Genomic DNA, 26721 nt, shown 5'->3' with positions numbered 1-26721 from the left:
CCGGTATATTGGAAATGAATGTCTGATATGTCTGGTATAGCCATGAATAATTTGAGACGCCTGGATATCAACCTGTTGCTGACCTTGGATGTGCTGCTGGCTGAGCACAACGTTACGCGCGCGGCGCAGCGGCTGAACCTGTCGCAGCCGTCGGTGAGCGTGCATCTGGCCAAATTGCGCGACATTTTCGGTGATCCGTTGTTGCTACCTGGTCCACGGGGCATGCGCCCGACGGCGCGGGCCGATGAGTTGCGCGAGCCGTTGCGCGAAGCGCTGGAGGCGTTGGAGCGGGCGGTGGCGCCGGCCAGTGCGTTCGACCCGGCGCAGGCGACGCACAGCTGGAAAATCGCCGCGACCGATTATGGCGAATCGACCGTGGTGCTGCCGGCACTGAGCGGCTTGCGCGAACAGGCGCGGGGCACGCGGCTGGCGGTGATCGACCTGCACCCGCAACAACTCGTGAAAGAGGCCGAGCAGGGCGTGTTCGATCTGGCGCTGCACATCAGCGAGGACGCGCCGCCGGAGCTGTATCGGCGACCGCTGTTTCAGGAGCGCTACGTGCTGGCCGGGCGCATCGGCCATCCACACCTGCAAACGGCGCCCACGCGCGAACGATTCTGCGCGTTGGAGCACGTATTGGTTTCCCGTGAGGGTGGGGGCTTTTTCGGGGTGACGGATCGGGTGTTGGCCGATGTCGGCTTGATGCGCAACGTGGTGTTGTCGGTGCCGCATTTTCTGATGGCGATGTCGGTGTTGGCCAGCACCGACCTGGTGGCGATGCTGCCGTCACGGCTGGTGCGTGGCAACCCGGCCTTGCAGGTGGTCGACGCGCCGCTTGAAGTGCCGGGTTATGAAATGGCGATGTTCTGGGGCGAACGCTCGCACCGCGATCCGGCGCACAAGTGGCTGCGCGAGCATCTGCTGGCGTCTGTCTGAGATCTGATCAGGCGTGGACCAAGGCCACTGCAAACGACACGACGATCATGCACGCGAAGGCGAAATTGAGATTCATGGGGTGTTCATCCTGAGCCGTTTGAGAGTGGGGCCATTGTGAACAGGCGCACCGCAAAGAAAAAATTCGCCTTGTTGATTCCAATGATCGAAACAATTGATGGCCGCTGCGTTTGTATTTGCCCGAGGCTTTCGCTAGCCTTGATGAAACCTGCAACTACAAGCATAAACAGGCACAACCATGCATGATCACTCCATCGCCGAATTGCCGTCGCTGCGCCGGCAGAAAATCCTCTTGCTCCTCGAACGCGACGGCAAGGTCATGGCGTCCGAGTTGAGCCAGCACTTTGCAGTATCCGAGGACACCATCCGCCGCGACCTTGCCGAACTCGACAACGCCGGGTTGGTACAACGCGTGCACGGCGGGGCGTTGCCGCGGCCGAAGGATTCGGGCAAGGATTACTTCACCCGGCTCGATGAAACCGATGAGGTCAAGGTTCGCCTGGCGCAACTGGCGGCGCAGCAGATCGAGGACGGACAGATCGTGCTGTTCGATTCCGGCTCGACAACGTTGCAGGTGGCGCGCTCGCTGCGTGCCGGCATCAGCATTACAGCGGTCACCGCGTCGCCGATGACGGCCATCGCCTTGTCCGAATTCGAAGGAGTGAAAGTGATTCTCGCTGGCGGGCAGTTGAACCCACGGACGATGGCGGCGGGTGGGCATGAGGCGCTGCGTCTGTTGGGCGGGATCAAGGCCGATCTGGCGATAACCGGTGTGTGTGCGATTCATCCGGAGGTGGGGATTACCTCGCTGCATTTCGATGAAGTACCGGTCAAGCAAGCGATGCTTGACGGCGCGGCGCGGGTGATTGCGGTGACCTCGGCGGACAAGCTTGGCGCGGTCGAACCGTTTGTGGTGGCGCCGTGCACGCGGTTGCACATGTTGATCACCGAGCGGCATGTGGCGTCGGGCAGTGTCGAGGATTATCGGCGGTTGGGGATTGTGGTCGAGCAGTTGCCGGATTGATATTGGATTTGAGGGCCTCTTCGCGAGCAGGCTCGCTCCCACAGGGTTTTTGTGTCGTTCATAAATCCTGTGGGAGCGAGCCTGCTCGCGAAGGGGTCGGCGCAGTCAGCGCAATTTTTCAAGCATCTGGTAATACCACATCCCCGCCGCCAGCAACGGGTTGCCGAGCAAATCGCCCATCGGCACGCGAATGTGCTGGCAGGCGGCAAAGGTGTCGAACTGTTCCAGTTGCCCGGTGATCGCCCGGCTCATGATTTCGCCCATGATGTGCGTGGTGGCGATGCCGTGGCCGGAGTAGCCCTGGCAGTACCAGACGTTGTCCGAGAGCTTGCCCAGTTGCGGAATGCGGTTGATGACGATGCCCATCGCGCAGCTCCACTGATAGTCGATCTGCACGCCTTTGAGCGCCGGGAATGTCCGCTCGATGCACGGGCGCAGTTCGGCGGCGATGTCCCGCGAATCCTTGCCGCTGTAGTTGGCGCCGCCGCCGAATAGCAAGCGACCGTCAGCCGTCAGGCGGTAGTAGTCGAGGACAAAACGGCAGTCGTACACGGCGAGGTCTTGCGGGTTGATCTGCCGCGCCAGTTCGCCCAGCGGCGCGGTGGTGACGATGGCGCCCATGGCCGGGAAAATCTTGCCTTTGAGTTTGCCCGGTTCGAGCTTATGGTAAACGTCGCCGGCGAGCATCACCTGGCTGGCGTCGATCTGTCCGTGAGCGGTGCGCACGCCGGGTTTGTCACCGTGAATGATCTCCAGCACTTCGCTGTTCTCGAAGATCAGCGCCCCGAGACTTTCCGCCGCCCGCGCTTCGCCGATGCACAGGTTGAGCGGATGCAGGTGCATGTTGCGGGTGTTCTTGATCGCGCCGTGATAGAGCTCGCTTTGCAGCAGATCGCGGACCTGGCTGCGGTCGAGCAGACTGACCTCATCGCCCAGTCCGCGACGCACGGCTTCTTCGTAGTCATTGCGCAGGCCGGTCATGTGGCCGGGCTTGTACGCCGCGTGCAAATGACCGTGTTTGAGGTCGCACTCAATGGCATATTTTTCGACGCGCTGTTGGATGATTTCGTGGCCGCGCCAGCGCAGGTGCCAGATGAAATCATCGACGTCATCGCCGAGTTTTGCGCGCATCTGTTTGCGCATCGCGCCATCGCCGGACAGGCTGCCGGTGGTCCAGCTTATCCGACCCAGATGATGTTGACTTGTCGAATAGTCAACAGAACCCGAGCCGTGTACAGACCTGCATTGTTGGGGCACTTAAGGATGCATTGGGGGAGTCGTCAGTTTGTTCCGCCCCAGCCCGAGGCAAACTCGGTGAGGAGGGTACGAATATGAACACGGCTGCAGAGCTTTACTTGCAGGCAGCAAGGCGGGACAGCACGACGCGGCGCTACCAGCAGACCCTCACGCGTTACGAGGTGGGCTTAGTGGTTTTCTGCCGGCGTCCAGTGACACCATCGTGCGTTAGCTAGCCGAGCACGCCGAGTCCCTGGCTATCAGCATCTTGCGCGGGTACCTCGCCGCCCTAGCGTGCTGGCACCAAAGTCATGGCTCTATCGACCCGACCAAAGCCCCGCAGGTGCGTGACGTGTTGCGTGGCATTCAGGCCTTGCACCCGCGGCCAGTCCGCCAGGCCGAACCCTTGCAACTGCGGGAGCTGGAGCAGTGTGTGACGACCCTGCTGCTGGAGGAGACGTCGCCTAATCCGACGGTGCGTTTGCGAGCCTTTCGCAGCGACGATCTGTGTCGCTTGCGGATTGAGTCCAATCAGTTGGTGGCGGGCGAAGGCTTGACCCTGTTTCTCTCCAGCAGTAAATCCGACCGTGAGCATCAGGGCCGCACCGTCAGCGTGCCGGCCTTGAAACGGTTGTGTCCGGTCCAGGCATTTGAAGAGTGGCTGGCGCTTAGTCTCCGGCAGGCGGGGCCGGTGTTTTGCAGTATCAATCGCTGGGGCCATCTGGCCACGAGCGCCTTGCACCCCTACAGCATTTCGCGGGTGTTGCGTCGGGAGTTGACCCGCAGCTAGAGAAAATCGGGGGTTTGTGGTTTTTGGCATGCGAAAAAAGGCCATATGGGACTGAGATGGGACCGGGGCGCTATTTTGGTGCGGAAATGGCCACCACCGAATGGGTGGCTGACCGTCGCCAGCGATTCGATGAGCTAGGCTTCTGCGAACCGAACTCGAAGGAAGGCTGCTATGCCAAATAACTCAGATTCCAACATTGCCACCGCAGATGCACTCACATTACTACTGCACAATCAGCATGCGCTTGGGGCGGCGATAAGAGGAGGTCACCAAGTGGCTTTCGGAGAATGGCGTAGGGACAGTTGCAAAGAACGCGGTTGGGGCCATGGAAATCCTGGATGAAAACGCGAAAGCGATTACAGAAACGATCACGCGACTCCGTCGGCTTTAGGGAGTCGTCTTGATAGGCTGCACTCGGCCAAAAGCGGCCATTCGCAAGTGCCGTTTTGGACCAATTGCGGACCTTCCACGCAATGATGGCATCCTGCATCCTTATTCCACTTGCTTTCTACCCAAAATACCCGCACCTATAGAGAACTAGGCCAACAAGCAGGGGGTAGCCATGAGGCTAGAGTCATTAAGAGTTCGTAACTATCGCTCTATCAATGACAGCGGTGAAATCGCGGTCTCTCGTATTACCGCCCTTCTGGGACGAAACGAGAGCGGCAAGTCGAACCTGCTTCGTGCATTGCACAGCCTAAACCCGATTACAGGATTCGAGGCTTTGAGGCCCATTAAGGACTTTCCCCGTCACAGGCGCCTAGAGGAGTGCACAGACGACACGCCCGTGTTGTCAACGACATGGGTCTTAGACGATGACGACAAAGAAGCTCTGCTTGAAGTACTTCCGCGGGCCACGGAGGTGTCCCTGGTCATCGTCGGGCGTAGCTATGGCTCGTTAAGAACTGTGAGATTCCCCGAGCTCAAGGCAATAGTCTTCGACGAAACCGACATAAAAAACAAGGTTAAGAAGGTAGCTGCGGCGGTGCGCGCTGCAGCGTTGAAGCAGGAGACCCCTAGCGCGTTGGATGCGGCAGCCGATGCCTTCGAGAAAGTTGCGACCGCCACAAGGTTACGTGACACGTGGGCTAGTCAGATGGTGGCTGCGGCAAACGCTCTGCGGACAGCGCTGGCCGGCGCTGATGCTGAGTTGACTGACAAACAAGAGGAGACGCTCTCTGAGCTCGAAGAGCTGGCCGATAGCATCGTGTTTGACAAGGATGCCCAACAGCAGGCTTGTAGCTGGGCTGCTGGCGCAATTCCGAAGTTCATCTATATCGATGAATACCCGGAACTTGATGGCCACCAAGACATAGCCGCCTACATCCAACGGAAGTCTCAGGGGCAGCTTGAGGATGCGGACCGAAACTTTGAGAAACTGTGCAAGGTCGCAGGCCTCAATCCCGATGAGCTGCAGAAGCTCCATGGGCAAAATGATCATGAAACGCGGAATCAGCTCGCGAACCGTGCCAGCGCTGTTGTCACAGGTGAGATTAAGCGGCTGTGGAAAGATCGCGCGCTAAAGATTCGTTTTAACCTCGACGGCCCCCACATCGATACCATCATCTCTGATCCAACGAGCACCTATGACGTTGAAGTTAATCTCAACGACAGGAGCCGAGGTTTTCAGTGGTTCTTCGCCTTCTACATCACGTTTTCGGCTGACACAGACGGAGGCCATGCGGAGAATGCTGTGCTCCTGCTGGATGAGCCCGGCCTGTATTTGCATGCCAAGTCCCAATCAGATCTCCTCCATCATCTAGAGGTGGACTTCTCCAATCAAATCCTCTACTCCACGCACTCACCCTTTATGGTGCCGACGCATGCGCTCGATTCAGTCCGTACCGTCAACATCTCGGAGGAAGTTGGAACCACAGTCACGAACGATCCGACGGGAGATGCTAGGACGCTGTTCCCGCTGCAGGCAGCGCTCGGCTATGACCTTGCCCAAAGCCTCTTTGTCGGCCCCAACAATCTTGTTGTCGAGGGGGTTACGGACTTCTGGATCATGAGCGCTGTTAGCGCCTATATGTCCGAAAAGGGAAGAACGGCACTGAGTACCGCTCTCACAATGACTCCAGCGGGAGGTGCGCAGAAGGTCTCTTACATGGTTGCGTTACTGACGTCGCAGGCTCTCAACGTGTTGGTTCTTCTAGACACTGAGCGGGACTCAAGGGTCACCAAGGACGAGCTTCTCAAGGCGAAGCTCATTCGCGATCAGAACGTCGTATTTGTTTCGGAAGCGTTTTCGTCCCGGCCGAACGAAGCAGATATTGAGGACTTGCTAGATCCGGTAGTGTATGAGGCGCTTGTGCGAGAGGCCTACAGCAAAGAGTTGAAGGGGAAGGCGTTGAAGTTAAATCTCAATATCCCGCGGATCGCCAAGCGTATTGAGGAGGGCCTTGCGAATCTTGAAATCCCCTTCCATAAAACTCGACCGACACGGCTATTCCTCAAAAAGATGGCGTCGGAACCGGAAACTGTATTGCCAGAGCAAAGTCTTGAGCAATTCGAGGCGCTGTTTGCATTGATCAACGGACGGCTGGAAAAGCACGTTGCTCGGGATCCTAAGCCCTTCGAGAGTTAAAAGTTATTAGGCCGCGTCAAGGGGCGGCCTATTTAGATCAAATGTTAAAACATGCTCCCATTCGAGCGACGGGTATGCTCACCTGATCTAGTTGTCCACTTTGGTCCGTGGCGGATGGGTAATTGCTCAGACTCGCCTCTACCAATTTTCATTTGACCTGACCAGTCATTCGCATCGGATTTGACCAGCATTATTCTTGGACATGACCGACAGAAAGCCCAAAGCGGACATTCCTAAAACTTTATTTAGGCAGTGTCGCCTGGGGCCTGGAATTTCACGATTGTCCGCACGGATTCATTCATAAGCGACAGGCCTCTCTGTGCTAATGGGTGAGCTTCCATCCCACTCCAGCATATCCCTGGGGGACAGCTTTTTACCCACAGCGGCTCTTGCCGGAGGATACTCAGAAGCGCTTTAGTGCGGAACAATGGCTAGCTTATGTGAGGCTCGTACTCATCATCGTAGTGTGCGTACTCCGAGCACCTATCACATAGAGCCCCATTCTCCGCTTCGTAGCCCTCTAGGGAGGTGTGGCACCCGGAGCACTTCGGCGGCTGATAAGTGTAGCCACAGAGATGGCAATGCCCTTCGGATAGATCGAACATCGGAGCGCCGCAACTACCGCAGTCCGTGATGATTTCCTCGTCGTCGAACGGGTTCTCTCGGGTGGTTCGTAACTCCTCTTCCATCAACTCAATGAACGAATCTGACTGGTTACATGCGAGGCAGTTGTATCGGAACTCTGAGTAGTCGAAGGGCACACCAGCCTGGAGGTCTTCCCGGTTAGGCTCAAGCAGCGGGGAACCACAGGCAGGGCATGAACAAGCCTTGAACAACTCGCGGGTATGCGCCATGACGCCCAGGTCTTCCCACTGGCGCTGTACCTCCTCCAGATTGTGGGCAAAGAACTGGTGATTTCTCAGCATGACTTCCCAGGTCTCGCCTAGCAAGGCTGCCGGATTCTCTGATAGCTCGTGTGTAATGAAGTCCCGCAGGAGTGGGAACAGATCGAGCAAGAATTTATTGATCTCCTCCAGGGGATGCTTGGGGTGGAGGTGTTCCAGATCGTTCCGGCACCGTTGCAGGGTATTCACGGCTGTCCAATCAGTGCGGATGCCAAGACCCTCAAAGTGCAGTTCAATGTCTGCTACGTCGATTGTCTTGTTTCGTTCAAGCTCGGGACGCCACTCGATTACGCCATCTTGGTCACGGCAGGGTTTGAATTTCCTTGCCTTGTAGATGAGGCTGGCCGCATGTTCGGGAGAGTCCGCGAGCATTGCAATCCTGTACTTGAACAGCAGCAAAACCCCTGCGAAGAGGTTACGAGCGGATGAAACGGCTCGGAGGGGGTTCCCGTCATCACCCTGCGTGAGCTGGTAATCCTCAATCCCCAGCTGAATGGACGTTACAGCATTTTCCAGAACCTTCGCTCTATCCAGCGTAGGTACGCCCTTACCCGACATCGACCTTTTCTCCCTGAGCACCTCTTGGCGCGATAGGGAACGCACAATACCCTAATCCCATTACAACAAAAATAGGTGCCCCCAGGCGCGTACTGGGCTGCCCTATGGCTGAGCCTTAGCTCGCTCCTGCGTGGGCCAAAGGAGTTACTTTGCCGTATGGCTGACCGCGTTAACGTCCACCCCGCCCAGGAGGATTTTCGAAAGTTCATCTACCTGGTGTGGAAACAACTCAACTTACCCGAACCCAGGCATGCTGGGAACAGAGCCGCTGCGCGAATTGGCCAGCGGCTCTGCATGCCATCGCCGAGTGATCCGACGGAAGCAGGGTTACACCCTCGGATCGCATGACTGCTACTCGTCCGAGCCATCTGTCTCGGCGAACAAGAATTTTCCGATGTACCAAACAGACCGCCCAACGTTGTGGATAAGCTGTTCTCCTTGCCGTAAGGGCGAGTTTTCTTCATCGATGCCCGCCAGCTTGATCGCGTCAGTGACCTTTGAGCCAGTCGGGTGTGCATCTCCCACTCGCATATCATAAGCACCGGCTATCTCAGCAAACACTCGCTTGGCTTTGGCGTCTCCAATTTTCTCCGCTAAAATACTTTGGAGTAATTTGTTTGAGCCGAGCTTGGCTTTTTCTTCGTGTGTAGAAAGTTTGCGTAGCTCGGTTATGTTGAGCCTGTCCGAGAATACGCGAATAATGTCCTTGGCTAGCCTGAGCAGGGACGCTCTGTCTTTGCTGGCAAACCTGGATATTTGCTGACCTGCTTCGAAGTCATCAATGTCGTGGCTGAACAGAGAGATATTATATTTATCTCTAAAGCTGTCTTCGAGAAGTCTCATGCTTCCAAAAAACATTTCTTCAACAGCATGTGTAGATGCTGGTTGCGCTTTCATCTGTGCTTCAAGCAACTCACTTGATACTTTACCTTCAGGAGCTACATTATGCGCTGCCCAAACATGCTGCTCCCATGAGGCGAGGCGAGCGATGTCATAAGCATATACGGTGATCAGATCAGAGTTGTTGATTCCAAAATGAGTTTTATATCCTGACGTGGATTGAATAGCTCCAGTTTCAGCGGTGTACCATGCCAGCTTGAATCCTCGATTGTTCAGAAGCTCGGTAACAACGCTGGACCGAAACCACAGCCAGCGACCCACGTCCTCGTTATCAAGCTCTGCTGACCTCATTCTCGTTCCATCTGTTTCCACGATGAATTGCGGTAGATTTGGATCCGCATCTCCACGAACGCGCTGACTTTTGGATTGGTGGTCTATCCACTCCTCACGCCAAAACTCCCCCTCTACCCTTACACCTTCATAGCCTCCACGGTGCCCCTTTGAACTCTCATGGTCAGTGTTCGAGTTATTCTCAGGCCCCATCACAGGGGCGTCTTCATCCTCATCTACGTCAGTTCGCCAGGCTCGAAACATCGCCCAGCTTCCCCCAAAGACGTCATCAAGCTTGCGAATGATTAGGGTGAATTTGCCATTATCTCTTTCCTCATTGTGAGGCCGAAGATTCGAATATGCGCTGTCTTCTAGTACAGGGATGTTTTCTACCCTCTGTCGGTAGTATGCAAGGCGAAGCGAAAGGTTCCTAGCTGCTAGATAATCAAGTAGAAACTCCCTTTTGATTTCTATCTGACAGTATTCGCCATCTTCACTTACTGTCTCGCGGGCCACTACAACGAAATTTTCTTCAGGTCTAACCCAATTGTCACCTTCTTTGATCAGGCGCAGCGCAACCACTAGGTCAGGGCTCAAAATCCATTTTCTACCACCGACAACAAGTTGCGGGTGTTCATAAATTAAGTTAATGCCTATTGGTTCTTTATCGTTGTATTGATACTGATCTATGGACGCATAATACCCATCTTCGTATGCATATGGCGCGACAGTGTGCCCAATGCCTATGTCGCTCCATCCAAGACGTTCTTCAACCAGCTGGCGATGCTCTGGCGGGAATGCAACGGAGCCGCAGCCGAAATATTCACTGACATGACCTACGTCTTTTACATCCCTTTTCTTGCTCTCAACTGACGCTCTCAAAGGAACCCACGCCGCGTTAGAAAAGGCCCTACGGGTTTCCTTGGTTTGCAGAATCCACTCTTCACTCATGGTTGAATTTCCGTTTTAGTGATAGCACATTGTGAGTCAACAGCGGCCTTCGCCCTGGCCTCACGACAGTATGGTCTGCGCAGCCCCTCGCTCGCTTACCTTAGCTCGGTTTACAAACCACATTGGGTGGTTTTTCGAATGTCGCCACCGTCAACTTTGGGTCGAAATCGGACCAAGACGAGCGTCCGCTTCTGGCCGATTGCTGCCTGTCACGAAGGTCTGGAATCGGCCAATAGCTGCCATTCATAATGAGCAGTAAACCTCCCATTGCAGCCGGTCACGCCCGACGCAGTCGATCAAAATCATCTGCTCATTCACGGTTGTGAGGGGGCGGAAAAAATCCAGACGCCTTGAAGGTCGATGTCGTCTAGTCGCACCGAAGGTATCGGGCCAGTTCTTGCAGAAACTGTTCTCATTACTGTGCATTGCGGTGAGTCTGCTTATGGTGGGCAAAGCGGCTATAAGCCTTCATTGAGCGGATTCAATCGGAGTGGATAAGTTTTGCGTCCGGCAGCACCAGACTGAAAAAGTATTTCATTAGTCGAGTGCCCTCCAAGCCCAAAAGGCAAAAATGTTCTGCCCTCCCAAACTTAAACTATCCGGTAGTCGTGAAGTTATTTACGTCTTCGCCAGAGTTATTGCTGAGCCTTGACGGTGGCAATGAACCGGCCCGCGGCTTCACTCATTATTATCTTTTGGATAGGCCGACCTTGAACAACCCATTACTTCAACACCATCCTCTGCCTCCCTATGCCCAGCTTCGACCCGAGCATGTAAAACCAGCGATCGATCACATCCTTGCCGAAAACCGGATCGCCATTAAATTGATCTTGGAGCGGGAGGGGGCATCACCAACCTGGCTGGGTCTGGTCGTAGCGCTGGATGAGGTCGACGACCGGTTGCAGCGCGCATGGCGACCAGTCAGCCATCTAAACAATGTGTGCAGCACCCAGGAACTCAGGGCTGCTTATGAGTCGTGCCTGCCAGCGCTGAGTCAGTACAGCTCCGACGTTGGCCAGAACAAAGATCTTTTCGATTCATTGCTGGCACTCTCGAACAGTCCGCAAAGCCAAGGTTTTAGTGCATCACAAAAGATGTCCATCAGCTTGAAGCTAAGGGATCTGCGCCTCTCTGGCATCGATTTAGCCACTACTGATCAGCTGCGTTTCAAGGCAATCAGCGCTCGACTGTCGGAACTTTCCAGTAGCTTTGCCAACAATGCACTAGATGCCACCCAAGGCTGGACCAAACATGTCATAGACGAAACGCTGCTCGCTGGGGTGCCAACATTGACACAGGAGCAGATGGCGCGCTTGGCTAAAGCCCAAGGCCTTAACGGATGGTTAGTAACGTTGGACCCTCCTGCCGTGCAAGCTGTTATGACCTATGCCGACAACACCTACCTTCGCGAAGAGGTGTATTGGGCCAATACCACACGTGCGTCTGAGAAGGGCCCGCAGGCAGGCATGTACGACAACACGACGAGCATTGCTGAAATTCTTGCGTTGCGTCATGAGATTGCGACGCTTCTGGGCTACCGGCACTACTCGGACTTGAGTGTGGCGACCAAGATGGCGGCGTCCAGTGAGCAAGTGCTTGAGTTCATCGAGAAACTGGGGGCGTATGGAAAAACCAGCGCTTATCGCGAGTATGACGAGCTGCTCACCTACGCGACCATAAACGGAGCCTCCGAGCTCAATGCGTGGGATATCGCCTACTACAGCGAAAAAATGCGCAACGATCTGCTCGACTTGTCGCAACAGGTCATTCGTCAGTATTTCCCAGTCGATAGCGTACTCGCGGGCCTTTTCGAGATCGCTGGCCGTTTGTTCGGTATCGAGTTCTCCGAGCGCTTCGACTTCGATCGCTACCACCCGGATGTTCGCCTGTTTGATGTATTTGAAGAGGGTGTACTAACGGGCCGGTTCTATATAGATCTCTATGCCCGGGCCGGTAAGCGGGGTGGAGCCTGGATGGACCAGGTCATCGATCGCCGCCGCAACGCTCAGGGTGAGCTTGAATTGCCGATTGCCCAACTGGCCTGCAACTTTGCGACGCCGGTGGGTGATCAGCCAGCGCTCCTTGATCACAGGGAGGTGATCACCCTTTTTCACGAGCTCGGGCACGTGTTGCACCATCTTCTGACTCGCATAGAGGAAAGTGCGGTATCCGGAATCAGCGGGGTAGCTTGGGATGCGGTTGAGTTGCCAAGTCAATTTATGGAGAACTGGTGCTGGCAGGCAGAGGGGCTGAACCTGATCTCGCGTCACCACGAGACGGGCGAGCCCTTGCCAACTGATCTTCTGGAAAAAATGGTTGCAGGCCGGAATTTCCAGGCTGGAATGAATACTTTGCGTCAGGTCGAAATCGCGCTATTCGACTTCGAACTGCACATGAGTCACGACGATGACCGTTCCTGTCAGGCAGTGCTGCAAAGCGCGCGGCAGCGTATCGCAGTAGTACCTATCCCTGCCTATAACCGTTTTGCAAATACCTTCAATCATGTATTCGCGGGCGGCTATGCCGCAGGCTACTACAGCTACAAGTGGGCCGAAGTGCTGTCGGCTGACGCTTTCTCACTGTAACCTCTAAATATTACTCACATCGAGAATTTCCATGTCCAAACTTGCCGAATTCCGCAAACTTGAAAAACACCTCGCCGAGCAACTCCAAGCACTTGAAGCCCTCAAGGGCGATGCTGGCCTCAAGAAAGAAATTGAGTTCGAGACCAAACTACGTGATTTACTCGCAAAATACGGCTATAGCCTAAAGGACGTGATCAACCTGCTTGATCCGCAAGCCGGTCGTCGCGCTCCAGCCGCCGAGTCCAAAACCGGTAGTCGCAAGCCTCGTCAGTTGAAGGTCTATAAGAACCCCCACACTGGCGAAGTCGTTGAGACCAAGGGCGGCAATCACAAGACATTAAAGGATTGGAAAGCTGAACACGGCTCCGCGACCGTTGAGTCCTGGCTGACTAAGTGAGGCTTGTTTGAATACAAAAAATGGCTCTTCGAGGGCCATTTTTTTCATCTCATTCAAGAGTAGCGGTTGAGAGCTTCGCTAGCTTGCATAGGTCAAACATCAGCTTATTTGGAAGGAAGCTGGTGGACAAAAAAGCGTTGTCCACCAATTACATCCGGGCTGGCTCGCTAATTTGCGTAGAGTTTCAAACGCTCTAACGTGTACTCGATCCAATCTGAGCATCCAGGGCCGCCAATACTTCGTGGGCAGCTTTCACCCTGGACGGGATGGGATAATTCTTATTCGCCAGCATCAGGATGCCGATACCCTTGGCAGGAACAAAGTAACCGTCCGGGCAACACGCCTTCCTGATGCCATCGCTTAAGGCGATGGTTTCCACCTAAATTTAAGTGGACACCATTTTCAGCCTTTTTAAGCGGACGCCCATGCCACAAGAACGCCGTTCCTATTCCAAGTCCTTTAAGGCCCAGGTCATCGCCGAGTGCGCGCAGGCTGACACTTCGATTGCCAATGTCGCCTTGACCCACAACCTCAATGCAAACCTTGCCCAGAAATGGATTCGGGTGCATGCGCAGAAAAACCTGGCACTGCAAACTGCCTTTATTCCGGTCAAGGCATTGTCTTCGACAGCGGCCATTCGGCCACGATTCGAATCGAAGTGCCTCATTCAAAAGGCGTAGTCGTGGTGATTTGGCCGGCAGAAAATGCAGCGGCATGTTCCGCTTTCTGCGAGACCTGCTGCGATGATTCGTATCGATTCCATCTGGCTCGCCATCGAGCCCATGGACATGCGCGCCGGCACTGAAACCGCGCTGGCGCGAGTTGTCGCAGTGTTCGGTGCGGCGAAGCCGAACTGTGCTTATCTGTTCGCCAACCGCCGCGCCAATCGTATGAAAGTGTTGGTGCATGACGGCGTAGGGATTTGGCTTGCAGCCCGGCGCTGAATAAAGGGCGCTTCTTTTGGCCAAGCGTGCGGCACGGCTCTGAAGTCGAGTTGGATGCCGAGCAACTTCAAGCCTTAGTGCTCGGTTTACCTAGGCAACGCGTCGGTTCCGGAGGAGCCATCACGGTGCTTCAACTCGCCTGCCATGGCCTACTTGCCAGCGCAATTGGCCCACTCTATCAGGTAGCTAGCGCAGAGGGGCCCGACGACACTGAACTGGTTGCGCATCAGATATGGCTGTCGACCGTCATCAGTCGTATCGTGAATGAGATGCATCCGACGGAGGCTGCGGATGATTTCAGTTAACTATCTGCCCTTGCTGCGTTTGATTTGGAGGAAGGCCCGTCGCAATAATTCCAGCGCAGGTGAAAACTGCATGGATGCAGCGCATGTGTACTAAAATTAGTGAGTTTATGTCCGAAGGATAATTTCCCTAATTTCGATATACATGAAAATTGTTAGATAAACAGGTAGCAGGCTTTCCGACGGCGGAAAAGTCATTCCACAGAGCACCTGGCATCCTCTCATGCCTTCCCCACAACCATCAGAAGCGCTCTGATAGAGGAGGGAAGATACTTCGAAACCGCGACTGTCGAACTCATAGTTCGTAAGACCAAGGACATCATTCTCGTGACGTTGCCAGCCGCCTTAGGCGTGGAGTGTAGGCGGTCACTCTAGTCGCCGCACCAGGTTGGGAGGGGCTCACCTGGAGTAATAGTCATGGAGAAACCGCGGTTATGAATCCTCGTTTTCACGGATTTCTATTCCGGGCGAAGCCTAATGATAAGGGCTGAAATTGCAAATGGTGATCACTCCTCCCCATCTCGACTAGCAAATGGGGCAGGGCTAGCATGGGAGTAGAGTTTTGGACATAAAAAAAGACCCACTATCACGGTGAGCCTGTCATATGTCTCTAGGGGGAGGCTTTTGGCCCGCGAGTCCCAGAGCAAGTCAGCATACCTTATTGCTAGAAATTCGCTGCGTCAACCGAGATGTTTGAAGGGGGTAACGATGAAAATAACTGAAAGCGTCGAAGTCGAGCCCGTGACAGATGTCCTATGCGATGTTTGTCGTTGCTCCACTTACTTGGTTGGCGTGCCTCAGTTCGGCACACTGCATGCTCACTGGGGCTATGGCACTAGCCATGCTGGGGAGCGTTATGAACTGCACCTGTGTGAGGAATGTTTCTTCCAAACTCTGGCCCACCTCAAGCAGGAGCGGAGAACTCAAAATCTGTTCAATGAGGATGGTCACGATCTCACAGGTAATCTCGGTTTGGTTACGAAGGACTAGCCGATAGATGTTTACACTGACAGAAGGGATTCAATTTCCAACCGCGTGAGGTTCGTTGTTCTCAATTCAGCTGCATTGCCTGCTGGTAGATTTCGAAACCTGGCTTGATGACCCCGATGGCAAAGCTGTAGATGTAGCCATCCAGTCTCGGATAGAGGCGTTCGATCGCGGCAGCGTAAGGTTTCGCAAGATTGGAACACAACACGACCTTCACTCCGGCGTTTTGAAGACGCTCAACGGCGGCTAAACCATCCGGATATGCCTGAATGCCAGCCAGCTCGGCGCGCAAACCAGACTGCAGTTGCGCCATCTTGTTTGACTCGACATGGATGCCAAAGAAATCGGCGGCCTCGTGCAAATCCATTGGTAAGGATAGAAGGTTTTCCGCGTCGTTAATTTTTGGGCGGCGGCCTTGTTCAATGCCGAGTTTGAGGATTTCGCGTAAGGGGTGTGTACCGCCATCGATTTTCAGCAATGTGCCGAACGCATCAAAAATGACGGCCGTGTTCATGTTTATCCCTCGGTTCAGGGTAGGTGGAGTCGTCACCCAAGCGCCATACGGTGGGGACGGAATTATGCGTGCGACTGGATGGAGGCTAGTCAATCGGATGATCGTCTTTCTCCACCGTGCAAGATATTTTTTTCCCTGACAATGGACCCAGAGGCTCAAGAGAGCTGCGGCCAGCGGCGAGAAAGCCAAGCAGGCGGGTGTCGGTGCGATTTGTAGGGCAAGCCTTGCCCTGCCGGTAGCGACAATAAATTAGCCAAAGTCTTGTTCGGTGCTTGCCAACTGCAGCCACTTTGGTTAGTCGCATGATCTGCTCCAATCCCTCACGCCGACAACCTCGGTCAGTGTGGCAGTCCAGTGACCAATTCCAAGCTACTTTAGTTAGATCTATGGTGCTTTGGGTTGATACCCTACAGATCCCGGCGGGGTTTAATTGTAGAGCCCAACCCCACTTCCAAGTTGTGTTTCGACCTACTAGGTTCGCAACCGGATTTCACCGCTTGTCGGCGGGATCGACAACGGGGCTGTTTTCGGCGGTGATCTACTGGATTTACAAAATGTCGAGAGACAGGACAGTTGAGCCACGGTAGGTTCCAGCAGTGGTTGGCGATTTGGTCAGTTCACCAACTAGGCCGATGCTCGTGCTTTTCGCGTTTATGGTTAGGGCAGTCCCGTTATTTTTTTTGAATTTCAGCTGGACCTGCCCCCCCCCTGAGATAGCTACCTGGCCGCGGTTAGCAATACTCAGCTTTAGGTCGGTTTTTCGGTCACATTGGATCATAAACGTGGTAGCCCCAAGGACTGTTTCCCCAACGTTGCCGGTCAGGGTGATGGATGAGTTACTGCTAGTGCATGACGCGGGTGGGGGGGTTGGGTCTGGATTCGGTAGTGTTCCCGATGCTTGCCATACCATCCCTCCGCCGTTATCGCATTGAAAACGCCATGCCCATTTGGGGGCCAGACTTGCGGTAGACGCGGGCACGTAGAGGATAGTATTCCTAGCTTGGTTGAGCTCTCGCTCGGCATCGCTCTTTGTAGCGCAAAAAGTGGACATAGGCCACGGAACGCGGTTGCAATTCGTTCCCCATTGCCCGATATATCTTCCGCAGGCGCTAAAGACTACTGTACCGGCGGTGTTGGTAAGGGCGAATCCAGCCCCGCTGCCCCCATAGTCTAGCCCGATTCCGAGTTGCAGTTCGATCCAATCAATCCTGTACTGGGCATCCCCATTCGGTGTATGGCCTAGTGGCCCAAGGATCAAAGATCCCGCGTTTGCCGTCGTGGAGACTGCGAGCGCTGCCGCTACGTTTACGAGGGTTTGAGCTATATTCATTGGGTATTCCCTTGTTCGGTTTTCGGGGGGGGGGGGAGGGGCGTCCTCCAAGTTGGTCGATCCCTGTTGCGTTTGGTCGTTTCCTCTCGGCGTATCGGTGGGCGGCAGCAAAAAGGCTTCCGTTTATGCTGGAGGAGAAAACTCTATTTTGCCCCCAACATTCGCATTGCCCATTTGTTCCACCGTGCCTCATACGCTAGGACCGGCGCGGCGGTTTCTGTCGCTGACAGTTCCCGTCTTCGAGCTTGCTCTTAAAGCCGCAGGTGTTGTGCACGATGGTTTCTGATGCGCGAGGCGCGATGGGGGTCCCCGTGGGGGAGACCAGACGCCCAGCCAGTCAAAACTATTTTCTATCCTCCCAAGTTGCGTTTTGTAAGGATGGGGTTTAAAGCCACCCAAGTTAAAATTCATGTAGTTGCTTTGCGCTGCGCCGCAGTTGCCAAAGCGTGCGGGCCTGCAGCACAAAATCGTCCATGCAGCGCGCGTAAAAGATGGCCTTCCGAATAGCAAATGGCCTTCAACGTGGTACAGCAGGGCGGCACCCATCAGCGGACTGGGTGCGCAGCCACGACATACCCCATGGTCAGGCGTAAAAATATCCCTACCGTCCTCGACGCTGTAATGCAGATACTGCTCGACAAGCTCGGCAAGTACCTTGTTACCAAGGTGCTGGAGTACATGACTCAGCAACTTCTGCTCGAGGACATGGCGGCAGTAACCGCGAATATCCGTGCGATATATTAAGGAAAAGTCCCCCGAGTCTAGTGCTCTCCACACTCCACCTACCGACTACCGACTACCGACTACCGACTACCGTCCCCCATCCCAGCCTTTGATGTGGGGCAGCGTTCGTGCAGCGTCAGCCAATTTTCTACCTGCAGCGCAACCCATTTCAGCAAAAGGCCGTCTTCGGCGCATCACCGTCCCAGCGATGGTGGTGGTACCGATGTACCTGCATCGGTTGCAAGAGATAATTACCGCGACACACCTGCCGATACAAAGCCTCACCTTGTCTCGCCAATGGAAACTAGGGTGCCAAACAACTGCATCTGACGGTGCATGCCGGCATCGTTTGCCCAACCAGAAATACGCCGCCAACCAGCCACTCTCAGCCTTATTCATATTCCAGACTAAAGGTGGCAATGGCGCTGAACGGACCGCGCCCAATGGTCTTGCTGGCAATTGCCGCCGGTTCGCCCTGCACGAAGGCAATCATCGTCAGGGTGTTGCTACCGTTGACCAACCGGACGCCTTCGATGGTCTTATTCAGCGGTAACTTCTGACCGGCCCGGGTTTTCATGCCAATGGCAATACCGTTGGCCTGGCTGGCACTGTCAATCGCCAGCAACCCCGGCAGATGCGGGTTCTCAATACCGCTGAAGGTCACCTTGACCGTTTTACCGAGACTCACATCGCACTCCGTCAGGCGTATATCAAACGGCTGGCCGAGGGTGCGCTGGTTGGTATACAGGTACTTGTCAGTCACCGTGCCGAAGTCCAATGTCACGCTCTCGCCTCCGGGTGCAATGACGCAAGGCTCAGCCACCAAGGCGCCGTACAGCCGAACATTCTCCGCCTGCGCCGTCTGGTTCAACATCAGCATCAACATTAACGCCAGGGAATACAGATGTTTCTTGCGCTGGTTCATTGGTACGCCGCCCGCAAGGTCGCAGTGGCCTCAAACGGCCCTTCTTTCAGCGTTGCGCCCACCCGTTTGACCGGCACGGCCGATAGAGTCGGCGGGCTGGTCAGGCTAATGGCGATTGGCTTGTTCAATTCAAAAGGCTTGCCGTTCTGTTTGATCTGGATCGCTAGGTCAGTCACGTTGCTGGTCACTGCCGCGGTGTCGTAATCCGACGGGGTACCCATGATTTCCAATGTCATGTCTCGGGCACTCGCACTTGGATCGCACTTGATCTGGTAATTCATCACTTGCAAGTAGTGCACGCCATCCACCTTTTTCACACCTACACGGCTGCCAAAATTCACCTCCACCTGACCACCGTCGTTGATGGTGCACGGGGGTGGCTCAATAAGAGTACCGAAGAGCTTCATGTTGTCCGCCGCCATGCCCGGCGCGCTCAAAGTGGCACTGAGCAGTAACAGCACCCTGCCTGCATACAGTTTCATCACGTCTCGCATGTTCATCGGTACTCCACCTTCATGACTGCCCCCGCGGAGAAGACACCGCCACTCAAGGTGGCGCCTCTACGCTTGACCGGAGCCGCCTCAAGTTGCGGCCAATTCGGGTAGGTGAAGTTTTTCGAGCTGTTAATCGGCAGGGAGGTCCCGTTACTTGATATGGCAATGCCAAAGTCGGTGATATTGCTCATCAACACGTCAGGATCAAACGCCGCGCCTGTGCCTTCTATACGGATACTCATCGCACTGGTGGCACCAGTTGGGCACTGCACCGTGTACGGCACCGGCATTTTTTTATAGTTGCCGTCCACCAAGGTGGTAAGCACGTCGTTGCCGAAGTTAACTTCGATAAGCTTGTTGTGGTTAATTTCGCAAGGCGGCGCCGTGAGAATCACTATTACGTTGATGGTGCTGTGTGAAGCAGCCATGACCGGGTGAACTGTCGTCCCAAATACAACCAGAGCGACATACAAAGCAATGTACAGGGCACGCATCGCATAGCGGAGTGGTTTTTCAGTGGCCATATTTCTCCCGTGACTCTTGTCGCAAGTTCCACTGGGCTGAATACCACCCCGCTTGGCTCAACCGGGTGCTGCCCATGTTTCCTTGTCGCAAAGCCTGGTGCGACGAGGTCATTTTCAACGTGTCATGTACAGGCCACACGCCAGCGATGCCGTCCACACCGGTATGACTCTCTGCGTGGGCATTCGGTAGCGGCGGTACCCTGCGCGCCGCCGGCCTGACCCGCTGATCTTGCCGTGGGTGGAGTGACAGGCCGGTAATGGTTTTTTTCGCTGTTCCATGTTTGGCTCCTACATTGCGTCAAGACACCATTTCTCCAGTGATCAATTTGGCTTGGTGGGCTTTGCCTTGCAGTCGTTACCGTTGCAGGTGAACTGCAGTTGCGGGCGACCGCCGTAGTCATTGACGTAGGTCAGCACCGGCGTCGGGCCCAGCACGGAAGCCCCAAGGTTCAGCATCTCGTTTCCCTGTGGCGCCAACATGATCGGCTCAAACCCATCGGCGCCGTTGGGGCCAGGTTCGCTACCCGCGTCGACTATCGTCACGTAATAGGGTGTCGGGTTGTTCACCTGGTATTTGTCGCCCTGCTTGCTCAGGGTCAGTTGTTCCTGCCAGGGCACCATGCCGGTCGTTGCGCCCAGTGCCTTTGGCCGATAAAACAACTTGATGCGCGTCTGCAGTGCCAACTGCAAGGTGTTGGGCTTTTCGCTCTTAGGCGGGATTTCGCGCAAGTTGAAGTAGAACAACGTCTCGCGGTCCCGCGCTAACAGGTTGGCACCCGGCAGGGCTTGTATCTTGATCTGACTTTTGGCTCCTGGCTCCAAGCGCTGCAGGGGGGGGAGAGCGGTCAATGGGCTGGTAATCTTGTTACCCTGCGCATCCTCCACCCAGCCTTGCGCCAGGTAAGGCAGAGTCTTGTTGTCGTTACTGATACTGAGGCTGATGGACTTTTCGCCATCGTTAAACACCGCCCGGGTACGGTCCAATGCCACGGCCGCCTGCGCCTGTTGCAGACCCAGCATGCATAACAGCAGGCCGCCAGCCACGCTAAAATGGGGATTGCTAAGAATGTTCATCCTTTATTACTCACTGTTTGTGTCACTGTAAAAATTTCAAAGGCAGGCCGTTGAAGAGAGCGTCACACTGGCCTGCCCCAACCACTACAGATGTGTTAGCCGTACGGGGTCAACCCGCGCCTTTTTTGGCGAATCGCTGGCGAGTAGCCGGGTGCATGGCAACACCAGTTCTGCCATGTCGCCCTCGGAAATCTGCGCTGGTATCTGCAGTTCACACTGCGCCTGACCATTCCACTGCACGCTCATTTTCCCACCTGGGTTGATACCGCTGAGGTAGACGCTGCCATCATCGCTGACGATGCCCACCTCCTGGTCCTTGTGGTTTTTCACCGTGGCACCAAAGGGTACGGTTGAACCATCGTCCAGCTGGATCGCCACCATCGCTTTCTGACCGGCCACAACCTCAAACCGGCGATAACCAATGGCCCCCTCGGTCAGAGTGGCCTGAGTCACCGAGCGCGCCACTTCGGCGCTTTCCGGCAACTTGTTGACGTCAATGCTTACCTGGCTGCGGTAATAACTGTTGACGTCGGTGACCACTGCTTTACCAAATCGGTTAGTGCGGATGGCTGTGCCATATCCTGAAATAGGAATGTCCGCTACGCCGTCGGTGTCGACCAGAATTCGAGTGCCGCCGACCATGTTAGAGCGGTGTATCGCCGCCCCCTTCATGGTGGCCGTCGCCCCACCCTGAAGCGACATACCGACGGAGGCGTAACGCCCTTCTTGGTAACTGGTGTTGGCATTTAGCCGGGCCAGAGTCCCGTCATGGCTGTAGAAACCACTGGCAGAGTTACCGTTGCTGCTTTTGCCGCCATTGAGCTGATAACTGTCGCCATTTTTGAGACGATTGTAATAAGCCACCTGATGAGTGTTAGCATCGCGGTCATAGCCGCCGCTGTAGCTGACAGAACTGTTTCCGCCACACAGCGGCATAGAGAGAGAGAGGTACATGCCGTCTTTGTCGGAACCGCCGTATTTATTTCGGTACGCTGTCACCGACAGATTTATTGCCCTGAACTGACCGAAGCTGAGGCTCTTTGACGCTGTAATCGTGTATCGGTCATTAGCCTTGGTATCCCAATAGGTCTGGTGGTCGTAGTTGAGGTAGGTACTCAACCCGCTGTCGCTGAAGTTCCGCCTGAAACTGACGTTGTATAACTCTTTGTTGTTTTCATTGCGGGTGCCGAAGTTAAGGGCATCCAGATAGTCGCTCATGGACATGTAGTCTTTCTCCGAGAAGCGATACCCGGCAAAGGTCACCTGACTATCGTATTTGTCGAAGTTTTTCGAATAGCGCAGCCGGTAAGAGGCACCGCTCAGTGTGTCCTGATCCGATTGAGGCAGTCGCGCCCGCGACTGGGTAACGTCAAATGACAATGCCCCAAATGTCATCAGGTCACGACCCACCCCAAAGGCCAGGGCTTTATAATCACCGCTCTCTAGACCACCGCCGTAGAGCGACCAGCCGTTGCTCACCCCCCACGAAGCTTCACCGGTGATGAACATTGGTCCATCGGTACTATGGCTGAAGTCCGATGGACGTCCGCTGCTCACCTTGTAACGTATAGAGCCAGGCCGGGTCAGATAGGGAACGCTGGCGGTTTCGACAGTGAACGACTGCGCTTTGCCATCTTGCTCTTCTACCCGCACATCCAATTGCCCGGAAACGGCATCATTAATGTCTTGAATGCGGAACGGCCCCGATGCGACCTGGGTTTCATATAACACCCGGCCCTGCTGGCTGATCACCACTTTGGCGTTGGTCCGCGCCACGCCTGCCACTTCCGGGGCATATCCACGCAGGTTCGGCGGCAGCATGCTTTCATCGGTGATCAGGCTGGTGCCGGTAAAGCGAAAGCTGTCAAAGATATCGGAATAAAGGTAGTTCTCACCCAGCGAAAACTGCGCCCCAAGGGCTGGCAACGCCTTGTAAGCGTAATAGCGGCTCCAGTCCCAGCTATTACCCGGCCCCTGACTATTGCGCCGGTGATCCATCCGCGTTTGCCAGTCGGCACGCAGCCTCCAAGCGCCCATATTGGCCCCCATCGTGCCATTGCCACTCAAGTTGTAAGAAGTGCCACCGCCATGTTCCTGGCGCTGGCTTTGGCCGTTCATGTAGTAATCAACGAACAGGCCGGGGATGCCTTCGTCCCAACGCGATGGCGGATCCCAGGTGTCTACGGCATATTCCAGATAGGCTTGCGGTACGCTTACCATCAGGCTGGAAGTACCAAGTTCCGCGTGGGCTGTTGCACCTGGCAGACTGTCCAGTGACAGGCATTTCCCTAGGTGCCACCATATGAGTTTTTTGCTGATGTCCGGCTTTAAACCGAACTTATCGACCAGAGTCGGACTGAGGCAGGCCACACTCTCGTCGACATTCTGTTCCGAGGGATAAAAAGCCACAGACTGCTCAGGCAGTTCCTCCTTGTTGATACGCACGAGCATCTCGTAGTTGCCAGGCATTATATAAGCGCCGCGGGAAAACTGGCCCAAATCAATATTTTTGCGATCTTTAACATCCAGAACATCAGTATTGAATTGTACTTCCTCTGCACTGGCGAGTTGCCCGGCGCCACTGAGTGCGCAAGCTATAGAAAAGCACAAAATGCGCGTGCGAAAAGATACACGTGTCCAGTGCTGCGTACTCACGATTAATAAGGCCATGTCATTTATATTCACACCACAAAGTATGCCAGTAACTTACGAGATATGACGCTCGCTCGATCGCAACGCACGGGATATCACAGAACTTAATTAAGCCTTTACTCAGATTTTTTTGATTGCCTAGCAGGCGTCGAGAGGTCCCCAAACACAGCTTCTTAACCAAACTCTACAGTTGGTAAATTGTATTTTCAGACCAGGAATGCATGTGGGTGCGTCCACATGCATTGCGAGCCCAGGCTTGGGAGTCCCTTAGTTGTAGGACAGCATGAAGGTGGCCACACTGCTGAACTCACCCGGAATGATGCTATCAGCACCACCACCGTTACCTTTGAGGTGGGCACTGAAGGCCAAAGTGGCGTTGGAAGCCCCTACACTGACCAACTGACCCGTAGAGGCAGTACCCAGCTTGATCAAAGCACCGTCACCATCAGTCAGTGCAATGCCGGCGCCGCTAGCGTCACCGGTGATACCGAGTAAATCACCCTGGCCTGTCGGACCATTAAAGGTCGTTTTAACGGTTTTAGCGGTGTCCAGGCTGCATTTTTCGAGGCGAATCTCAAAAGGTTTTGGGGCGGAGGTACCACCATCAACCAGTGCCACGCTAGAGACAGCACCCAACTGGATCGTCTGATCAACAGAGTTGGGATCAATAGAGCATGGCGAATCAATAATAGAGCCGGTAAACGTAATTTTACCGTGACCCTGATCTCCTGCTTTGACTATAGCTGGAGCTGCGTTTGCAGCCTGGATACCAGTGGACGCACCTAACATGAGGGCTACAGCTACTGCGATTTTGTTTAATTTCATTTTTCATTCCTAAATTGGCTTCGTTGTCCATGAGTAAGCTCAGGTATCGCGATATTTCTGAGCTGGAGCCATCTTAGGAGCGAGGACCGCAGAAGTACCTAGGACGTTGCCGAAGATCGGCTAGGAAATTTCCTACATAATTCCGGGCGCCGATCAGGCAGTCAGCGCATTGCGCTTGGCGAACTCAGCTAGATCGACTAGCGATGCAACACCAAGCTTTTGCAATAGGCGGGTCTTGTATGTGCTGATGGTCTTATTGCTGAGAAATAGCTTTTCGCTAATCTGCTTATTCGAGAAGCCTTGGCCCAGGTATTTCAATACTGTCAATTCTCGGTCAGTCAACGATTGAATCTGTTTAAGCTCGGTCAACTCATCCGCTGGAGTTACCCTGTCAGATGGCAGTGAAGGGAAAAAGGTGTAGCCAGCGTCCACAGCCTTGATGGCGGTGATCAGTTTGTCGAGACCTTCTTCCTTATTGACAAAGCCAAGGGCCCCGAGCTGGATGCATCGCCGACACACTGCGTCGGCTGGCTGTGAAGTCAATATAAGTATTTCACTGCGTACATTCAGGGCCTTGATCCTTGTGACGACGCTGAAGCCATCGAGCTTAGGAATGCCAATGTCGAGAATCACCACTTGTGGCGTTAGCTCACGCACTAACTGAACGGCATCGATTCCATTGTCTGCTTCGCCCACCACGCGCATGTCGTGTTGTTCCAGAAGTGTCTTGACCGCTAGCCGAATCACGGGGTGATCGTCAACAATTAGAACGCTGTGCATTGTAATTTTTAGCCTCTTTAGTTAGCGCGCCAGTGCGCAGCTGTGCAAAATTAGGGTTGGCTAAGGCTAGCATCATTAGCTCAATGGGGCCTGCCGTAGGACCTTTGGTTGCTTGTCTTCGGAAATTTCCTAGGAAGAATGGGAAATTTCTCATTTAGACTCCAGCAGCACACTCCCATACTGAATCACCTTTTTTGTGTAGACGTGCAATGCAAAACCTGATTGTTTTGGTGTTGGAGGATGAACCATTCCAACGTCTGGTCACCGTGACCGCGCTGGAGAGTTTACTGTCGGGCCCGGTTCTACAAGCCGCTGACGGCGATGAAGCAATTGCCATCCTCGAAACTCGCTGCCACGTAGATATTGTGCTCTGCAACCTTAAAGTGGCAGGTACGGATGGGCTAGCCTTTCTGAGTTATGCCGGCAGGAGTGGAAAAGTGGGGGCAGTGGCGCTGTGCAGCGAACTGGATCCAATGCTTCGTCATGTCACTGCATCGATGATCCGCTGCCTAGGCATAACCTATCTCGGTGATTTGGGTAAACCATTCAGCAACGAGGGCTTCAAAGAATTTATCACCCGCTACCGGACAAACGATAATGCTACGCCTAGATTACTGCCGCCGGCTGAACTGCCAACTTTGAACGATGTACTGCTAGGTTTGGACAATTGCGAATTCGAGGCTTATTACCAACCAAAAGTTTCCCTTCAAGGGCAAACGTTGGTAGGCGCGGAAGTGCTGGCGCGCTGGGCGCATCCGGAGTTAGGGATTCTAACACCTGCACACTTTTTACCGGTGATGGAACAGCACCACCTTATCGATAGAATGTTCTGGCACATGTTCGAGCAGGGTTTGGCGCTGCATCAGCGACTGGCAGAGCAGGGTTTGGAGGCGCGCTTGGCGTTTAATCTACATCCGATGCAACTGGCCTCCAGTGCACTGAGTCAACGCATTTCGATGCTGCTCAAGCAGGCACGTGTGTCACCGTCCTTTGTGATGTTCGAGATCACCGAGTCAGGCCTGATCAGTGCACCGGTCAATAGCCTGCATAACCTAGTCCGCTTGCGCATCCTCGGATGTGGTCTCTCCATGGATGATTTTGGTGCAGGCTACTCATCTCTCGATAGGCTCAGCGAACTACCGTTCAGCGAGATTAAACTTGACCGGGCATTTGTACGCAAGATGCAAAGCCAACCCCGAAGCGCCGCAATCATCAGTTGTTCGGTGGCCTTGGCTAGATCTCTGAACATCGACTTGGTGATCGAAGGTGTAGAGACCGTGGACCAGCAGGCTCGCCTGATTGATCTGGGTTGCACTACAGCCCAAGGCTTTCTATTTGCCCGGCCGATGCCGGGAAGTCATTTCATAAAATACTGCATGAATTCACACACTTCGGGGCCGAGTCACCAGTTGATGAATGAACAACGGCAATAGTATTGAACTATAATCGCGCTATCCATAGTCACTGACAGCTACTATTTTAGGTCATGA

Annotated in this window: 20 protein-coding genes and 3 pseudogenes; 11 read left to right on the top strand and 12 right to left on the bottom strand. The window is 54.5% G+C overall.

Annotated elements, in window-relative coordinates:
• Positions 1-42: 42 nt before the first annotated feature.
• Both V6F91_RS23485 and V6F91_RS23480 read left to right on the top strand, forming a co-directional pair.
• Complete coding sequence (locus V6F91_RS23485) at positions 43-936, top strand: LysR substrate-binding domain-containing protein (RefSeq protein ID WP_332768623.1); 894 nt, start codon at positions 43-45, stop codon at positions 934-936.
• Between the two features lie 256 nt (positions 937-1192).
• The gene (locus V6F91_RS23480) at positions 1193-1978 is read left to right on the top strand and encodes a DeoR/GlpR family DNA-binding transcription regulator (RefSeq protein WP_332768622.1); all 786 of its coding nucleotides are present in this window, start codon (positions 1193-1195) and stop codon (positions 1976-1978) included.
• Between the two features lie 105 nt (positions 1979-2083).
• Here the strand turns inward: V6F91_RS23480 and V6F91_RS23475 are convergent.
• Positions 2084-3148, bottom strand: a pseudogene (locus V6F91_RS23475) (NAD(P)/FAD-dependent oxidoreductase); the annotation flags it as partial.
• Positions 3149-3566: 418 nt separating this feature from the next.
• On the opposite strand from V6F91_RS23475, the gene V6F91_RS23470 reads away from it, so the two are divergent.
• From V6F91_RS23470 to V6F91_RS23460, 3 genes and pseudogenes are all read left to right on the top strand, one after another.
• On the top strand, positions 3567-4004 hold the full coding sequence (locus V6F91_RS23470; RefSeq protein WP_332768621.1) for a hypothetical protein: 438 nt from the start codon (positions 3567-3569) through the stop codon (positions 4002-4004).
• A gap of 171 nt (positions 4005-4175) precedes the next feature.
• Positions 4176-4395, top strand: a pseudogene (locus V6F91_RS23465) (hypothetical protein).
• Positions 4396-4566: 171 nt separating this feature from the next.
• Positions 4567-6591, top strand: a complete 2025-nt coding sequence (locus tag V6F91_RS23460; RefSeq protein ID WP_332768619.1) for an AAA family ATPase — start codon at positions 4567-4569, stop codon at positions 6589-6591.
• Between the two features lie 431 nt (positions 6592-7022).
• Here the strand turns inward: V6F91_RS23460 and V6F91_RS23455 are convergent, their stop codons facing one another.
• Positions 7023-8054, bottom strand: coding sequence for a hypothetical protein (locus tag V6F91_RS23455; RefSeq protein WP_007915620.1), 1032 nt, complete (start codon positions 8052-8054; stop codon positions 7023-7025).
• Positions 8055-8405: 351 nt separating this feature from the next.
• Positions 8406-10175, bottom strand: a complete 1770-nt coding sequence (locus V6F91_RS23450; protein WP_332768616.1) for a hypothetical protein — start codon at positions 10173-10175, stop codon at positions 8406-8408.
• 710 nt (positions 10176-10885) lie between these two features.
• Between V6F91_RS23450 and V6F91_RS23445 the strand changes: the two genes are divergently transcribed.
• Complete coding sequence (locus V6F91_RS23445; protein ID WP_332768614.1) at positions 10886-12760, top strand: M3 family metallopeptidase; 1875 nt, start codon at positions 10886-10888, stop codon at positions 12758-12760.
• 31 nt (positions 12761-12791) lie between these two features.
• Positions 12792-13157: a histone-like nucleoid-structuring protein, MvaT/MvaU family gene (locus tag V6F91_RS23440; protein ID WP_332768612.1), complete on the top strand. Its 366-nt coding sequence runs from the start codon at positions 12792-12794 to the stop codon at positions 13155-13157.
• Positions 13158-13350: 193 nt separating this feature from the next.
• Here V6F91_RS23440 and V6F91_RS23435 read toward each other — a convergent pair.
• A pseudogene (locus V6F91_RS23435) lies at positions 13351-13479 on the bottom strand (class C beta-lactamase); the annotation flags it as partial.
• 103 nt (positions 13480-13582) lie between these two features.
• On the opposite strand from V6F91_RS23435, the gene V6F91_RS23430 reads away from it, so the two are divergent.
• Positions 13583-13837 (top strand): transposase, encoded by a 255-nt coding sequence (locus V6F91_RS23430; RefSeq protein ID WP_332768610.1) that lies wholly within the window; start codon positions 13583-13585, stop codon positions 13835-13837.
• 63 nt (positions 13838-13900) lie between these two features.
• Complete coding sequence (gene tnpB, locus V6F91_RS23425) at positions 13901-14101, top strand: IS66 family insertion sequence element accessory protein TnpB (RefSeq protein WP_332768608.1); 201 nt, start codon at positions 13901-13903, stop codon at positions 14099-14101.
• A gap of 1353 nt (positions 14102-15454) precedes the next feature.
• Here the strand turns inward: tnpB and V6F91_RS23415 are convergent.
• Positions 15455-15904 (bottom strand): HAD family hydrolase, encoded by a 450-nt coding sequence (locus V6F91_RS23415; RefSeq protein ID WP_332768604.1) that lies wholly within the window; start codon positions 15902-15904, stop codon positions 15455-15457.
• 1840 nt (positions 15905-17744) lie between these two features.
• Between V6F91_RS23415 and V6F91_RS23410 the strand changes: the two genes are divergently transcribed.
• Positions 17745-17978, top strand: coding sequence for a hypothetical protein (locus V6F91_RS23410; protein WP_332768602.1), 234 nt, complete (start codon positions 17745-17747; stop codon positions 17976-17978).
• 370 nt (positions 17979-18348) lie between these two features.
• Here the strand turns inward: V6F91_RS23410 and V6F91_RS23405 are convergent, their stop codons facing one another.
• The 7 genes from V6F91_RS23405 to V6F91_RS23375 all read right to left on the bottom strand — a co-directional run bounded on the left by V6F91_RS23405 (position 18349) and on the right by V6F91_RS23375 (position 25231).
• The gene (locus tag V6F91_RS23405; RefSeq protein WP_332768600.1) at positions 18349-18882 is read right to left on the bottom strand and encodes a fimbrial protein; all 534 of its coding nucleotides are present in this window, start codon (positions 18880-18882) and stop codon (positions 18349-18351) included.
• Positions 18879-19382, bottom strand: a complete 504-nt coding sequence (locus tag V6F91_RS23400; protein ID WP_332768598.1) for a fimbrial protein — start codon at positions 19380-19382, stop codon at positions 18879-18881. The genes V6F91_RS23405 and V6F91_RS23400 overlap by 4 nt, the downstream gene beginning before the upstream one ends.
• Positions 19379-19900 carry a fimbrial protein gene (locus V6F91_RS23395; protein ID WP_332768597.1) on the bottom strand — a complete coding sequence of 174 codons (522 nt, stop codon included), beginning with the start codon at positions 19898-19900 and terminating at the stop codon, positions 19379-19381. The genes V6F91_RS23400 and V6F91_RS23395 overlap by 4 nt, the downstream gene beginning before the upstream one ends.
• Before the next feature lie 321 nt (positions 19901-20221).
• A complete protein-coding gene (locus tag V6F91_RS23390) occupies positions 20222-20974 on the bottom strand; it encodes a fimbria/pilus periplasmic chaperone (RefSeq protein ID WP_332768595.1) in 753 nt (250 codons plus the stop codon).
• A gap of 84 nt (positions 20975-21058) precedes the next feature.
• Complete coding sequence (locus tag V6F91_RS23385) at positions 21059-23644, bottom strand: outer membrane usher protein (protein WP_332768593.1); 2586 nt, start codon at positions 23642-23644, stop codon at positions 21059-21061.
• A 249-nt stretch (positions 23645-23893) separates the two neighbouring features.
• Positions 23894-24451 (bottom strand): fimbrial protein, encoded by a 558-nt coding sequence (locus V6F91_RS23380; RefSeq protein WP_332768592.1) that lies wholly within the window; start codon positions 24449-24451, stop codon positions 23894-23896.
• Positions 24452-24604: 153 nt separating this feature from the next.
• The gene (locus V6F91_RS23375; RefSeq protein WP_332768590.1) at positions 24605-25231 is read right to left on the bottom strand and encodes a response regulator transcription factor; all 627 of its coding nucleotides are present in this window, start codon (positions 25229-25231) and stop codon (positions 24605-24607) included.
• 209 nt (positions 25232-25440) lie between these two features.
• Between V6F91_RS23375 and V6F91_RS23370 the strand changes: the two genes are divergently transcribed.
• Complete coding sequence (locus tag V6F91_RS23370; protein ID WP_332768588.1) at positions 25441-26664, top strand: EAL domain-containing response regulator; 1224 nt, start codon at positions 25441-25443, stop codon at positions 26662-26664.
• The last annotated feature ends 57 nt before the right edge of the window (positions 26665-26721 follow it).

This window comes from Pseudomonas koreensis (assembly GCF_036668835.1).
GTDB classification, from domain to species: domain Bacteria; phylum Pseudomonadota; class Gammaproteobacteria; order Pseudomonadales; family Pseudomonadaceae; genus Aquipseudomonas; species Aquipseudomonas koreensis_I.
This window is presented reverse-complemented; position numbering and strand designations above follow the sequence as displayed.

Excerpts from the sequence above, each read along its gene's own strand:
- V6F91_RS23415 (WP_332768604.1), bottom strand. The coding sequence starts at position 15,904 with ATGAACACGGCCGTCATTTTTGATGCGTTCGGCACATTGCTGAAAATC.
- V6F91_RS23390 (WP_332768595.1), bottom strand. The coding sequence starts at position 20,974 with ATGAACATTCTTAGCAATCCCCATTTTAGCGTGGCTGGCGGCCTGCTG.
- V6F91_RS23480 (WP_332768622.1), top strand. The coding sequence starts at position 1,193 with ATGCATGATCACTCCATCGCCGAATTGCCGTCGCTGCGCCGGCAGAAA.
- V6F91_RS23460 (WP_332768619.1), top strand. The coding sequence starts at position 4,567 with ATGAGGCTAGAGTCATTAAGAGTTCGTAACTATCGCTCTATCAATGAC.
- V6F91_RS23380 (WP_332768592.1), bottom strand. The coding sequence starts at position 24,451 with ATGAAATTAAACAAAATCGCAGTAGCTGTAGCCCTCATGTTAGGTGCG.
- V6F91_RS23370 (WP_332768588.1), top strand. The coding sequence starts at position 25,441 with ATGCAAAACCTGATTGTTTTGGTGTTGGAGGATGAACCATTCCAACGT.
- V6F91_RS23450 (WP_332768616.1), bottom strand. The coding sequence starts at position 10,175 with ATGAGTGAAGAGTGGATTCTGCAAACCAAGGAAACCCGTAGGGCCTTT.
- tnpB (WP_332768608.1), top strand. The coding sequence starts at position 13,901 with ATGATTCGTATCGATTCCATCTGGCTCGCCATCGAGCCCATGGACATG.
- V6F91_RS23405 (WP_332768600.1), bottom strand. The coding sequence starts at position 18,882 with ATGAACCAGCGCAAGAAACATCTGTATTCCCTGGCGTTAATGTTGATG.
- V6F91_RS23455 (WP_007915620.1), bottom strand. The coding sequence starts at position 8,054 with ATGTCGGGTAAGGGCGTACCTACGCTGGATAGAGCGAAGGTTCTGGAA.
- V6F91_RS23395 (WP_332768597.1), bottom strand. The coding sequence starts at position 19,900 with ATGGCCACTGAAAAACCACTCCGCTATGCGATGCGTGCCCTGTACATT.
- V6F91_RS23400 (WP_332768598.1), bottom strand. The coding sequence starts at position 19,382 with ATGAACATGCGAGACGTGATGAAACTGTATGCAGGCAGGGTGCTGTTA.
- V6F91_RS23485 (WP_332768623.1), top strand. The coding sequence starts at position 43 with ATGAATAATTTGAGACGCCTGGATATCAACCTGTTGCTGACCTTGGAT.
- V6F91_RS23440 (WP_332768612.1), top strand. The coding sequence starts at position 12,792 with ATGTCCAAACTTGCCGAATTCCGCAAACTTGAAAAACACCTCGCCGAG.
- V6F91_RS23385 (WP_332768593.1), bottom strand. The coding sequence starts at position 23,644 with ATGGCCTTATTAATCGTGAGTACGCAGCACTGGACACGTGTATCTTTT.
- V6F91_RS23410 (WP_332768602.1), top strand. The coding sequence starts at position 17,745 with ATGGCCTTCAACGTGGTACAGCAGGGCGGCACCCATCAGCGGACTGGG.
- V6F91_RS23375 (WP_332768590.1), bottom strand. The coding sequence starts at position 25,231 with ATGCACAGCGTTCTAATTGTTGACGATCACCCCGTGATTCGGCTAGCG.
- V6F91_RS23430 (WP_332768610.1), top strand. The coding sequence starts at position 13,583 with ATGCCACAAGAACGCCGTTCCTATTCCAAGTCCTTTAAGGCCCAGGTC.